The sequence below is a fragment of the Oleiphilus sp. HI0080 genome, from assembly GCF_001635135.1.
The window spans coordinates 1-13,460 of the sequence record NZ_LWFU01000825.1; the positions used below are offsets into that span (position 1 = coordinate 1).

Below are 13,460 nucleotides of genomic sequence, written 5' to 3' on the forward strand. Positions count from 1 at the left end.
GATAATCCCAGTTTCCGTGACGATCAATATGCAACTCCCCTTGAAAAGGGTCGCTGATGACTTTTTCGTTTCGAACCATCGGGTTTGTTGCAATGAAATGGTCTTGCCCTGCATCCGGGTCAGTGACAGAGAGGGAGCCCATTACCTGGATCGACTGTGCTGAATCATGCCCAACATTGCGGTCTTCGGTGATAGAGCCCGTATCTTGGCCGGTAATGACAGCCGCATCCGCTACCGCTGCCAAATCCAGTGAAGCGCTCGCTACCGTACTGCCGCCATGAGCATCTTGTACTTCGTAAGAAAATTGCACCGAGCCGTTGTAGTCTGCGTCTGGTGTGAAGGTGTAAGTACCGTCGTGATTGTCTGTGATACTGCCATGGTCGGCACTGAGGTTCGCAACATGCAATTGCCCGGCATCGTTTTTGTCGATATCACTGGCGTTGGCCAATAAATCGCGGGCGTGCAAGGTATAGGCCGTGTCTTCTGTTCCTTGCGTAAGCGTAACGGCAGAGCCAACGGTCGGCGCATCGTTAGTGCCATGAATCGTGATGGTGATGGTATGGGTTGTGCCGTCTTTCGAGGCGATCTGCACCGTATCTGTCAGGGTCTGCCCATCCCCCAACGACTGGATTTCCGGTTTGCGATTGTCGATGTAGTAATGCCAGTTGCTCCCGCGATCGATGGTTAATTGGCCACCCAAGGCGGAGGTATATGGCGCCCACTCAGGATGCGTCGGCGCGGACACGAGTGTCGAAAAGTCAAAGCCGGACTCGCCTGAATCAGGGTCTATCGCCGTGATATGCCCTTGCGCCTCCAGTTTATAGGCATAATTACCGTTTACACTTGCGTATGGGTTCAGATCTTCTGTTACAGCGCCTGTATCTGTGCCGGTGATTACGGCACGGTCATTGGTGCCTGTCACCGTAATAACAAGGTGTTGAGTGTCTTGTCCGCCGGCACTATCGGTGACGGTAATTGGAATCGTAATTTTACGAGCTTCACCATCTGCCAAGCCGTTGTAGGCCGGATGCGTTGGATCAAAGGTATAGCTGCCGTCCTTGTTTAGCGTGAAACCGTCAACCTGAGGGGAGGTGAAGCTAGCGGTGTCACCAGAGTCGATATCGGTCGCTGTGATGGTTCCACTTGTGAGTGTTTTGTCTCCTTCGGTCGCGGTGGTGGCCGAGATAGCATTTAGGGTGGGCGCGTCATTCGTTCCAGATATGACGATGGTGATATTGTGCGCGGTTCCATCCGCAGTCGTCACAGTGATCGTGTCGGTCGCCAGCTTGCCCTGGCCAAGCGCTTGAACGCTGGGGTCTTGATTATTGAGATCGTAGCTCCAGGAACCGTCGCTTTGCAGATGCAATATCCCGTGTTGGCCATGAAGATCAGAGGCCTGGAAATGCGCCTCGCCCGTATCTGTATCTTGAATGTCCAGTTTGCCGGACGTTTGTAGCAGGCTTTCTTCGGTGACTGCGCCCACATCTGTACCAGAGATCACGGCGCGGTCGTTGGTGCCGCTAATGTTTATATCGATTTTATGCGGTGTACCGTCTGCTGCATGGATAATCAGCGTGTCGGTCAGTTGACTGTTTTGTCCCAGAGCTTGGACCGTTGGGCTTTGGTTATCGAGTTCATATTGCCAGGAGCCATTTTCTTGCATGAACAATTTGCCATGCGCTCCTTGGACTGTTTCAGATTGAAAATGCGCTTCACCCGAATCCACATCGCTGATGCTGAGTTGGCCTGTCGCCGTCAGCTGTGATTCTTCCGTAACATCCCCTACGTTTGCACCGTTGATCGTTGGGATATCATTCGTTCCGGTAACATCCACAACAAACTCGTGGCTGAAATCGATACCGACGGCGTTTCTGGCATGTATGGCAAAGTGTTCTGTTGCATGTTGGCCATCCTCCAGGCTTTGCACTTGGCCATCGCTGTTGTGCAATGTGTAGTGCCATGCTCCTTGACTATCAACACTTAGATCACCGTATTTTCCTTGGTAGCTTTGGGCCGGAAAGTAACCTGGCCCGCCATTGATGGTCAGTGCGCCAGTGGCGCCAATTGCGTTGTCTTCAATCACTGCGCCCTGAAAGGTACCGGTGATTGTAATCGGTAAATTTTGGTTTGCCTGAGTGCCGGGTGTTGCTGCCTGTTGCTGTTGTGCAATGAGTGATGAGAGTGCACTGGTTGGGCTTTGTCCAGTTAATGAAGCATTGCTGATTGTGCCGTTGGTTCCTGCCAAGGCGCCGCTTCCGGTGAACGACTCGTTGCCGGGGGATGTTGGGCTAAATTCTGCTGAGCCTGTTAGCGGATCGGTGTGTTTACCCGTCGAACTATTATCCAAAGCGACATTTAAATCGGTTCGCTCTACTGTTGCTCCTGCGTGGTGATGGCCATCAGATTGCGGTGTTGGTTGTGGTGTTGAATCTGCATCCGCCCTGAGGCTGGTTGCTTGGCTACTTGGAGGCGCTTCTTGCGCTGGCTCTGCTGGCGTCTCTAGTTCGGGTGTACTGTTTTTGGCGAGTACTCCGAGCTCTTGGGGTTCGGTAACAATGAGGCTTAGTTCTTGTCCGCTCGGGCTTTGAACAATGAGTTGATTGCCTTGAGGGCTATTGAGGAGTGTGTGCTCATCGATTTGATCGCCTCGTTGTAGTTCGACGCGTTCACCAAAACGGTTAACGTAAAAAATGGGACCCGAAACTCGTACGACTGTGAACACCTTGGATAGCCCTCCAGAAAGAGACTTGTTGGCTAGTAATGAATGTTAAACATTTATAAAGGCAAAGCCGCAAGAGCTAAACCAAACTTCTAATAACGAAGATAGTACACAGTACGCTGTCTAAGCAATTTTGGTTGTGGTTAATATTTTGATTATGTTGATTGCTACTGAGAGGAGCTTCATTGAGATCTAGTTATAGGAGCGCGCAGTGTTTTGTGACGGTGAGAGGTTAATCTTCTAGAGATAGGCATTTCTTTTAGCGCGTTTGCTAGTCCTGGTCTTTTGGGTCTGCTTGCTCACCTGCTTGTGCCTTTTGATAGGCAGCCCAGGCTTCCTGCAGCTCTTTTTGAAACTCTTCTTCATGCAAAATCATGATGCCACCTTCAATTAAGACAAAACTTGGTAGCTTGCAGACTTCGGGGGTGCCCGTTTCAGGTGAACAGAATGGACGTCGTCGCACAAAAATTCGGTGGAAACTTCGCTCCATGCGTTGATTCGTAAAATACCCGGTATCGAATGTTTTCTTATCAACCATCTTTTTCTCCTAGCACGCTCTGAGCAAAATGCCTCTGCTCTCGCCAGAAACTGTAAGCCGAAGTGCCTGAATCCCGTTCGTTTCAGTGTAGCGTGTTTTTTAACCAAGAAATATCTTAATTCTTGACTATATTCGCTTTGATCTTCCTTGGTAACGACATGATGGAATTTTGGCGATTTTCAGAATTGAATCAAGACGTATTTGAGCCGATTGCAGGCTCATACGATGTGTCTCTGGTTGTTTGGTCTGTGCTGTTTGCGGTGATGGCGGCGATGTCGATGCTGACGATTGTGGAGCGAAGTTGGCGCAAAGAGCTGGGGCGGCACGAAGACATTTGGATGTATGTTGCTGCAGTCGTCATGGGTTGTGGTGTTTGGGCGATGCACTTCACCGGCATGCATGCCTTTCACTTGGAAACACCGGTACATTTTGATCTAGGGCAGACCTTGCTTTCCATTGTGCCTGCGTTACTCGGTAGCTATGTTGCCATTTCTATTCTTGCTAAAAAACGCTTTGACGTGGTTGCGGTGCAGATGGGTGGGCTGGCAATGGCGGCTGGCATTGGTTTGATGCATTACATCGGTATGGAGGCGATGCACCTCTCACAGGGCGGCTTTCGTTACGATCCATTGATGTTTGTATTTTCAATTGTTGTCGCCCATCTACTTGCAGTGGTTGCCATTTATACCCATGCCACAAAAGCCGATAAAGAAAGTTCGATACGAGTGCGTTTTCTGTCTGCCGTGTTTATCGGTGCTGCCGTGTCTGCTATGCATTATGTTGCGATGGTGGCGTCTGAGTTTTACGTGCAGCCGGAAAATGCCTATGTGTTGTCGAGCCAGCCGCATGAGGTCATCTCGTGGAACATGATCACCGAGATCGCACTATTTCTTGGCGCCTCGCTGGTGGGTGTTCTACTGGGCACTCGGCTTGATAGTGAACGCCGAAAATCGGCAAGTCTGATGCAGCGTGAAAATGCCGTTATTAGCTCTCTTGCTGACGCTTTGCTGGTACTTAACGAGCAGGGTGATGTCGATACCTACAATGTGTCTGCGCAGCGTTTATTTGGCGCCGAACATAGCCCGATTGAGACGAAGAATATTCTTGATCTGATTCCAGAACTTGGATCATTTGCGGCGCTTGAAGACTGGGAGCACTCCGATCTCGAGAGGGGCGCGAGTGGGCTCACTCTGCAGTTTTCGACTTATAGCGACGCAGGCACAAATTACTATGAGGTTGTGTTTTCGCGTCTGTTTTTTAATGAAAGCCTGCATTATGTCGCAATGATCCGAGATATCACCGCTCGCATGATTATGGAGCAGCAGTTACGCCAAGCCCAGAAGCTCGAATCTATTGGACAATTGGCCGCGGGAATTGCGCACGAGATCAATACGCCTATTCAATATGTGTCTGACAACATGAGTTTTATGAAAAAAGCGTCCGGACACGTCCTTCAAGCCGTTGAGATGTATCGCCAGATTGTGTCGGGCTGCTGTGACGAAAACAGCAAACAGCAAGTTGAAGACCTGGAAAAGATGCTCAAGAAGGCGAAGTTTAGCTTTATTACTCAAGAGATTCCCAAGTCGATTGATCAGTCACTCGAGGGTTTGGGGCGGGTGAGCACGATTGTTCGTGCCATGAAGTCGTTTTCGCATGCGAGTGAGGGAAATTTTAGTGCCGCAGATGTCAAAGAGGCGCTTGAGTCGACGACGACTATTTGCCGAAATGAGTGGAAATATTTGGCGCATTTAAAACTCGATATTGAACCGGATATTCCACCTGTTCAGCTGATTTTGGATGAGTTCAATCAAGTGATTTTGAACTTGGTGGTGAATGCAGCGCACGCGATTGAGGATCGACTCAAGGCTGAGCAGAGCAGCGACCTTGGGCAAATTGATGTGATTGCGAAGATCGAAGCAGAGTTTCTACGCATCGATGTCCGCGACAATGGCTGTGGCATTCCAAAAGAAATTCAAGAGAGGGTTTTTGAGCCGTTTTTCACCACAAAAGCGGTGGGTAAGGGAACAGGGCAGGGGCTCAATATTGCCTACTCGGTCATAGTTGAAAAACATAAGGGCCGTTTGGAGCTCGAATCTACTATGGGAGAGGGATCGTGTTTCTCTGTCTTCGTTCCTCTAAAAGTATCACAACCTGAAGCGTCGCTTGATGCAGAGAAACCGGCTTAAGCGGCGGATTAAGTTAAGCATGGGATTGGGACTATGAATATACTTTTTGTCGATGATGATCGACTCATTATTAATGCGATACAGCGTAACTTGCGAGATACGAGCTGGTCGATTGACTCTGCTTTGAGTGGCCCAGAAGCGCTGATTAAAATCGAGCAAGGCCATTACGATGTGATCGTCACCGATATGTCTATGCCTGCTATGAAGGGCGATCGCTTGCTCAAAGAAGTACGTGCTTTAGACCCGAGTATCACACGTGTCATTTTGTCTGGCTATGCGGATCAAAGCTTGCAACTAGACGATGCAGAGCTTGCTCACCGATGGCTAGATAAGCCCTGTGATGCGGCATATCTAGCGGAGGTCTTGCAGGAAATTGAAAGTGAGAGACGCTTGTTATGATGCGAATTTTGTTCGTTGATGATGAGCAAAATATTCTTGATGGCATTCAGCGAGCGCTGTTCGACAGTGACTGGGATATCGAGACGGCGAACTCTGGAGAGGACGCCCTTGAGTGTTTTGAAGAGGAGCCCTTCGACGTCATTGTATCGGACATGCGCATGCCGGGCATGGATGGGGAGAAACTGCTCGGTAAAATTGAAGAAAAATATCCTGATACAGTTCGCGTTGTGCTCTCGGGCCAGGCCGATCAGTCTGCTGCGTTGCGCAGCAGCTTTATTTCCCACCGTTGGCTAGATAAGCCTTTTGACCCAGACGAATTGATCAATGTATTGAGCTTAATTGAGAACGCGTTGAACTCTTTGCCGAATAGCGAGATGCGACGTTTGATTTGCGGCATCCGTTCCCTACCTAGCCCGCCAAGAGTGTATGCACAAATTCAATCGCTTATTCAAAACAACGCAGATTTAGAAAATATTGCGGCGGTGATCGAAGAGGACGCAGCACTCGCGACGAAGGTGCTGCAGGTAACCAATTCGGCTTTGTTTTCTCGGGGCGGAGAAACCAGCGACGTGCACGTGGCCGTCGTTCGGCTTGGGGCCGAGATGGTGAAAGAGTTTGTCCTGTTTGCTGAAACCTACTCTACCGCGTCTAGCTCGCCGCTGCTCGATATTGAAAAGATTACCAAAGAAAGTTTTATGATCAGTAAAATGGCCGCTCTAATCGCGGCAGATATTGATCAAAGCATGGTTGCAGACGCCCAGCTTGCAGGGTTGCTCAGTGATCTTGGGCAGGGAGCCTTGATACAGGCTTTTCCGGATAAGGCGCAAGAATATGTGGGTCGAATCAGTTATGCGACGGAAAAAGAAATCGAGGAAATCGAGTTAGAACTGTTCGGCCTAGCGGACGCTCAAGTTGGCGCTTACTTACTCCTTATGTGGGGCTTTTCAGCGGAAATATTCAATGCGGTGCTGACCGGTCGGCTGTATGAACGCAGTATCAGCTCTTCCAGTGTTTTGCCTGTCATTATTCATATGGCGCGACAACTAGCGCGGGGCATTGATGTGCTTCCTGAATTGATCGAACGGTTTGATTTAAGTGAAAAACTGCCGGATTGGAAAGAACAGGCACAACGTTTGAAAGAACGATAACTTGAGGCTTAAGTAACGCTTATGGATGAAGAGCTGCCAAAAATTCTTTGTGTGGATGACGAGCCGCATGTCCTGCAAGGGCTAGAGCGTAATTTATACGAATACTTTGATGTCACTACGGCGGAGTCTGGAGCCGCCGCGTTGGCGCTAATGGAAGACGATGTGTTTGAAGTATTGATGTCGGATATGCGTATGCCTGAAATGGATGGGGCAGAGCTATTAAGGCGTTCTAGAGAGCAGCATCCGAATACAACGCGCATTCTTTTAACGGGGCATGCGGATCTCGAATCTGCGATGAAGGCGATTAACCAAGGAAATATTTTTCGCTTCTTGATGAAACCTTGCGAAACAGAAGACCTCGTCGACGCTCTGCAAGAAGCCTCGCATTTGTATCGTTTGCGCCGTGCCGAGAAAGACCTGTTAGAGAATACTCTGAAAGGCACAATCAAAGTACTTGCAGATATTTTGAATATCGCGGCACCGGAAGCGTTTAGAACGGCTTTTTTCATTCGTCGTTTAGCCATGCATGTTGTGAACGAGAAAAAGCTGGCAAACCGTTGGGAGTACGATATCGCGGCCATGCTTTGTCAGTTAGGTGCGTTGTCTCTGCCTGAAGATGCGTTAAAGCGAGCATTTAATTCAGTGAATCTTAGTGAGCAAGACAAGCAGATGCTCAAAGCGATTCCGGAACAAGGCGCGCAACTTCTCGAGCGGATACCTCGTCTTGGGCGCGTCGCCCTGATGATTGAATCGCAGTTTGGAACAGATGCCGATATCGAAAGTCTGCCTGAACGCGTGCAGCTCGGAGCGCGTTTGTTGCGTCTAGCTACCTGGATTGAAACGACTAAGCTACACAAGCAGCTGTCGATTCAAGAGGCAATCAAAGCGGCCAAAACACACTTCACTAATGAGCAAGATCTCGACTTACTCTCTGCGTTAGATAGTTATCGACCTATTCAGGACACGAAAACAGTGCGAGAGGTCAAAGTCACTGAGCTTAAAATTGGCATGATTCTCGAGGAAGACGTGTGTGCTTTGAGTGGCAGCGTCGTTCTGTCTCGTGGACAGGAGTTGAACGGTTTCCTTCTGGACAGGTTGATCAACTTTTCTCGTGGAGCAGGCATCAAAGAACCGATCAAGGTGTATTGTTAAGTGCTGGATGGTGAAGCTGTTGGGCCAGATCGCTCGGATGCTATGCATTATTACATCCGTTTACCTTTTTCTACTGATTCTGTCCGGCTATTTTTTAGGCTGTGTCTACACTGTTGGTATACACCGAGAAATATCAAATACAAAAACAACGAAGCATGATAGTGCGAGGACATATTAATGAAACTGATGAAAGTCGCGACATCGAGCGCGTTAGTCGCTGCTCTGAGCCTTTCTGTAGGCTGCGCAAGCACGCCGGATGCCGAAGCCTTGGTAGAGGAACCAAGCCAGAGTTCCGCTACATCAGGCCCTAATGCAGCTGGTTCTGATCAACAAATCACTGGTCAAGAAGTCGCTGACCAAGAAGTCTCGGCTCAAGACTCAGCCGCGGAAGAGGCGGTTTCAGAGGATGCTGACCTAGACCGCTCTGGTGTCGATGATTCGGTCACATCTTCCAAGGCGCAAACGGAACAAGTCGCGTCTGAGGAGGCTGCGCTGAAGGCGGCCGGTTCTGCACTTGCCGCGAGCGAAGCTAGCGGGCAAAGCAATCAATCTGAAATGGTCACGAATTCGGCGGATAGTGCGTCTAGCGAGTTGAACCCAGTTGCGGTTTCCGCAGCGGAGCCGGAAGCAGCCTCGGCCGAGCCACGTCCCCAATCAACATCTGCAGCTGAAAAAGAGATCGCGCCAGTTCCAGTGAAAGCCGAAGAGACGACAGGCCAAAGATCGCTAGAGAATGCGCTTGATGTGAGCCGCAAAGATTTGCCGGTTACTGTCGATATCTGGACTTTGCGTCAAAGCTTTGAGCAGGGCGAGGATTTGGTATTGAGTACACCGACTTTGCAGATGGGAGATGGTGATTACCTTTCGCAGATTCGTTTGATATTGAAGTCGGACCAACTCGTCATAGACAGCTCGTCAGATATCGATGCGAACCTTGAGGGCGTTGGTGTGCGCATTAACGGTAGCGAGATTATCCCGCTAGATCGTATGGAAGGAAGTACGATTGGCATTGTAGAGGGGGATTGGATGAGCCGTTTTGCAGAGGGTGGCACGATCGAGATTTTACTTGGCTTCTTTCCCGATAAATCAACAGATAGCCCTGTTTTTGCGAAAGAGGCATCCCTTGACGCTTTGTCTAAGTTAGTGCCAACCTACTACAAGTTGCAGTAGTTCTTTTTGCGGGGGCTTCTGTTAAGCCCCCGAGCACCCCTCACGCCCTCCTTGCACCACCATACCTTAAGGCTGCGCTGTGTCGCTTTCCGACAACAAAACGCGGCAAGGCCTTAGATTACTGATAGCGTTTGATGATTTGCATAGCCTCTTGCTCAAATTCTTGAGAGCGTTGCACGGCATTGATCTGCTGGATGATGTACTGCGATTTTGGATGGGATCTCTGAATACCTAGGTGAAAGGGAACAACATTCTGCGTCTTGAATGTGACTTTCGTGTATCCGAGTTGCTCACTGTAACCTAAGGAGCGGGCGATATATTTTGCTTCTTCGAGGTTTCGAATGAAGTAATCTGCGCTGTTGCGGCGCAACACTAAATGAAACATCTGTATTGCTTTATTGACGTAAAAGCGCGGGAATGCGTCGATCGGCAGATTCACTTCCTCCCACGAATCGGCTACGTCTGGCCCCTCTGTTGCCATGATGAAGTCCCCAAGCGCTCTAAAGCTTGGAAGACGCGCTAGCTCTGCGCTTCTGGGATTATTTTTGTTGTATATCACGTAGCTGTAGTCCATGACATACGTGGGTCGTTCGCTAAAAAGTAGGTATTCTTGGCGCGATTTTGAAGGGTAGGTTAATAGGCCATCTACTGTTGCCTTCTTCGCCATTAGCTTGGCTCTAGGCCAGGGGAGCCGCATCCAATTGAATGTTGTCAATGCGATTGAATACTGCGGAAGCGAGCTCGGGCAACAATCCTTGTGCTGCGATACCATCCTTTGACCATGAGGTCGGCGGATCTCCATCCGAAAACGCAATGCTTACGTTTATAGGCTTGCTTGCGAGCTGATTCTCAGCTTGTGCAAGATTCGAGAAAGCGAAAAGTGCTAATAGTGCTAATAAAGTTAGGTAGACAGGAGTAAGTACTCTCCAGTTCGTGAACCGTTTTACTTCTCTATGTCGGTTCTTTATTCTTTGCATGATCTCAGGCACAGTCCTTTGATGCTTTTGCGCAGTTCTCTTGAGTCTATACGGCATCATGTCCAATCACAAATGACGAGAGAGACGCGATGAGATCAAAAGCCCATTCGCTCAGAGTAAGGCGGACTTTCGCTTCATTTAGGTAATACGCATCGCGTTCAGTCGCCATGCTGAGACCTTAGCATCAAAGCACTACTTTGAATCGCTCCAAACAGTCTTGATAGGAGACGCAATGCAATATCTTCATACTATGGTTCGTGTTCGCGATGTTGATGCATCGCTAAGGTTTTATTGCGATGGCCTTGGTCTCGTCGAAACCAAGCGTTATGAAAGTGAGAGAGGCCGTTTTACGCTCATTTATCTTGCTGCACGTGATGATGAGGATCGTGCGCGCTCAGAGAAGGCGCCTGAGTTAGAACTGACGTATAACTGGGATCCAGAAGACTACTCGGGTGGTCGAAATTTTGGCCATCTTGCATACCGTGTTGACGACATTTACGCTCTCTGCGCGCACCTTCAAGCTATGGGCGTGACGATTAATCGACCGCCACGTGATGGGCATATGGCGTTCATTCGATCCCCCGATGGTATCAGTGTGGAGCTGCTTCAAAAAGGTGATGCCCTGCCAGCGCAAGAGCCATGGGCGAGTATGGAGAATACGGGGGAGTGGTAGTTTGGTTAGAACTCTACGGCTAATGAGTACGACGTTGAAAATCTTTGATTGAGTGCGCTAAGTTAATGCTCCTTTGATCTGCCTGCTTTTGAGTCGAGCGCGTCGTTGATGCGTTCAACTCAGCTTAAGTCTCATTCCAAATCTTTACCGTGCTTTGTTCCATTACAAGCACAGGATAACTCACTAAGTTTTGAGTCAGTCCCCGTCTTCGATGCAGTTTACAAAGTTTTGATGTTTATCTTATGTAAACAGGAGGATAATTAGGGGATTGAATGCACTGCGATTTGCCGCGTCTCGAAACCGCAGGTGTGTTGTTGTCAATCGCTGAGAAAATAGGTCTGAACATGAATACGATAAGAGCTCTGGCGCAGTATGCGTCTTTACTATCTCTTGCAGTGCTTGTCGCTGCTTGCGGCGGTGGAGGCGGAGGAGCTTCAGTCAGTTCGGGTAATCAAGGTGGCGGCGGCAGCACGCCAGGCGGGACACCAGCAAGCTATTCAGTCGCAGGGGTGATCAATGGTCTTACTGCTTCAGGCTTAGAGTTAACCTTGTCTAGCGGCTCGACCAATATCACGCGCACACCTGCTTCTAGCGATTCAAGCTTTGATTTTTCGGCTCAGTTGCAGAGTGGTGCGGCTTTTACCATTTCTGTTACACAGCAGCCGGTTGGACAAATCTGCTCTTTGGACAGCGCCAGTGGCACAATTAGCACAGCAGATGTGTCGCTTGTGTTGACGTGTTCTGATACGCCCCTGACGGTATCCGGTTCGGTGCGTGGGCTAACGCAAGGGCAGCTCACGCTTAACCTCAATAACGGAGCCGAAAGTATTTTGGTGAACGGAGGCGATACTAGCTTCGCATTTAACCAAAGCGTCGCCTTTGGCAGCGATTTTATGATCGCGATAGAAATCCCTTTGGCTTTTGCGGATCAACCAAAAGCGATCTGCGATCTCGACACCGACTCGGGTGTCGCGGGTACGGTGGACGTATCAACGCTTAACCTTGTTTGTCGCGGGCTAGGAGTAATAACGGATCTAAGTATGGTGGGCGATCAAGGTTTACTTGCAGTAGATACTGATGTAAATGGAAGCGGACAGGCTGTTGTAGCGGCGCTCAATGTAAATGGTGGTGCGAGCAATTATTTAACCATTGGCGAGCTTGGCGGAGCATGGAGCTCTTCAAGCATCGCAGGCAATACGGAGGATCTCTCTACCATTCCTCTGGGGTATAACGCTTCGGTCTTTATTGATAACTCTGGTAATGACTCACTAGTTTATTTTGATTATTCAGATGCCGGTGGCGGCGATTGGAACGCACAGCTCTCAGAGAAAATATCAGGCGGTGCTGTAAAGGCATTGGTAAGCAATAACGTGACTCAAAAAGTATCAAAAATTGCATCAACGTCAGCAGTGATCAATGGTGATCGCATAAACATTGTTGCGATTGATAATAACGATACTAACACTCCTGTGTGTGTTTACATTCAAAAAGCGGATGGCTCCACGGCTGAAGAGTTTTGTATCTTAGCGACCTCCGATATGAAAATCGGTGCTGGAGAGGTCAACTCTATATCGTTGGCTGTACAAGTTAATGAGGACGGTCTGATTGGGCGAGGCTTGGTGGTTTGGGGGCAAGATGCAATCATTGATTCATATAATGTCTCTCGAGTACATGCAGCTCGCTTTGATTTAGATGGCAACAATCTCGTTGTCGGTGTCATTGCTGGGGGCAATACCGCCAGCGCGGAATATTTTTTCAAGAACCCGGCAGTCGTTGCTTTAAGTAATGAAGCGAATGACGAATTCGCCTTGAGTTACCAGCGAGATAGTTTGCCACCTGCATTGTTATCGGTTGACTCGACATTGACGATTTCAGAGATTGCCGCAGTCACCGATGGTTGGGATGCTCGTTTGGCACCTGAGCTGGTTGCTTTAGAAAATGGCGATCTGGTCTGGACCTATCTAGGAGAGGACTACATTAGCTTCGGGTCTATTTTAAACGGAAGTGCAGTAACGATTTGGCGTGTTCGTTTTGACTCGAATCAAGTTCATAATTTTTCTATCGATGTGAATGAGGCAAGGTTGATTGTTAGCGAAGCGGGATCTTTGATCTCACATCAATCGGCTGGTTCAGACCCTGAAGACAATGTCCTTATTGCGTTTAGAGAATCGGTAAGAAGCGCTGCTGGGGCTCTAGGTTCGCCGTACGGTATTGGCCTAGAAAAAGAGCGCGTTCGTTTGTTTGTCTTGCCCCTCGAGGGAGATTACTTTTCTCTGACCTCAGTTGAGGGTCTCGTGACCGAAGCTGTGTATGATGACGATCCAAACGTCGGTGGAGACACCAGGATGCCTCTCGATTTTTCTAAGGACGACGCTGTTCTTGATGTGTCTGTTTCCAGCTCTGGCGAGGCGGTGCTTGCATGGAGCCTCTGGAAAGACGGTGTGAGCAAAAACAAAGCGCTTCAAGCCGTTCGCCTTGATCTTCCCTAATTCAGGAAT

General features: G+C 49.1%; 12 protein-coding genes. 7 read left to right on the forward strand and 5 right to left on the reverse strand.

Going from position 1 to position 13,460, the window contains the following annotated elements; all coding sequences use genetic code 11:
• Window positions 1–2,722, reverse strand: a 2,722-nt coding sequence (locus tag A3751_RS16875) for a VCBS domain-containing protein (protein WP_156492565.1), incomplete at its 3' end; no start/stop codon positions are given.
• 268 nt (window positions 2,723–2,990) lie between these two features.
• Complete coding sequence (locus A3751_RS16880) at window positions 2,991–3,257, reverse strand: hypothetical protein (protein WP_068458134.1); 267 nt, start codon at window positions 3,255–3,257, stop codon at window positions 2,991–2,993.
• Between the two features lie 158 nt (window positions 3,258–3,415).
• On the opposite strand from A3751_RS16880, the gene A3751_RS16885 reads away from it, so the two are divergent.
• From A3751_RS16885 to A3751_RS16905, 5 genes are all read left to right on the forward strand, one after another.
• Window positions 3,416–5,443, forward strand: a complete 2,028-nt coding sequence (locus A3751_RS16885) for an MHYT domain-containing protein (RefSeq protein WP_068458136.1) — start codon at window positions 3,416–3,418, stop codon at window positions 5,441–5,443.
• Between the two features lie 33 nt (window positions 5,444–5,476).
• Window positions 5,477–5,842: a response regulator gene (locus A3751_RS16890; protein WP_068458138.1), complete on the forward strand. Its 366-nt coding sequence runs from the start codon at window positions 5,477–5,479 to the stop codon at window positions 5,840–5,842.
• On the forward strand, window positions 5,839–6,990 hold the full coding sequence (locus A3751_RS16895; RefSeq protein ID WP_068458139.1) for an HDOD domain-containing protein: 1,152 nt from the start codon (window positions 5,839–5,841) through the stop codon (window positions 6,988–6,990). Before A3751_RS16890 ends, A3751_RS16895 begins: the two co-directional genes overlap by 4 nt.
• 21 nt (window positions 6,991–7,011) lie before the next feature.
• Window positions 7,012–8,142 (forward strand): response regulator, encoded by a 1,131-nt coding sequence (locus A3751_RS16900; RefSeq protein ID WP_068458142.1) that lies wholly within the window; start codon window positions 7,012–7,014, stop codon window positions 8,140–8,142.
• A gap of 177 nt (window positions 8,143–8,319) precedes the next feature.
• Entirely contained in the window at window positions 8,320–9,312 is a 993-nt protein-coding gene (locus A3751_RS16905; protein WP_068458143.1) for a hypothetical protein, read from the forward strand.
• Between the two features lie 118 nt (window positions 9,313–9,430).
• Here A3751_RS16905 and A3751_RS16910 read toward each other — a convergent pair whose 3' ends face one another.
• Genes A3751_RS16910 through A3751_RS23750 form a run of 3 tightly spaced genes read right to left on the reverse strand, consistent with a single transcriptional unit; the run spans window position 9,431 to window position 10,458 of the window.
• Window positions 9,431–9,979 carry a hypothetical protein gene (locus A3751_RS16910; protein ID WP_068458147.1) on the reverse strand — a complete coding sequence of 183 codons (549 nt, stop codon included), beginning with the start codon at window positions 9,977–9,979 and terminating at the stop codon, window positions 9,431–9,433.
• A 10-nt stretch (window positions 9,980–9,989) separates the two neighbouring features.
• Window positions 9,990–10,289: a hypothetical protein gene (locus A3751_RS16915; protein WP_156492566.1), complete on the reverse strand. Its 300-nt coding sequence runs from the start codon at window positions 10,287–10,289 to the stop codon at window positions 9,990–9,992.
• Window positions 10,290–10,335: 46 nt separating this feature from the next.
• Window positions 10,336–10,458, reverse strand: coding sequence for a hypothetical protein (locus A3751_RS23750; RefSeq protein ID WP_255374874.1), 123 nt, complete (start codon window positions 10,456–10,458; stop codon window positions 10,336–10,338).
• A 63-nt stretch (window positions 10,459–10,521) separates the two neighbouring features.
• On the opposite strand from A3751_RS23750, the gene A3751_RS16920 reads away from it, so the two are divergent.
• Together A3751_RS16920 and A3751_RS16925 are read left to right on the forward strand one after the other, a co-directional pair.
• Entirely contained in the window at window positions 10,522–10,962 is a 441-nt protein-coding gene (locus tag A3751_RS16920) for a VOC family protein (protein WP_068458151.1), read from the forward strand.
• 272 nt (window positions 10,963–11,234) lie between these two features.
• A complete protein-coding gene (locus A3751_RS16925) occupies window positions 11,235–13,451 on the forward strand; it encodes a hypothetical protein (protein ID WP_068458154.1) in 2,217 nt (738 codons plus the stop codon).
• The last annotated feature ends 9 nt before the right edge of the window (window positions 13,452–13,460 follow it).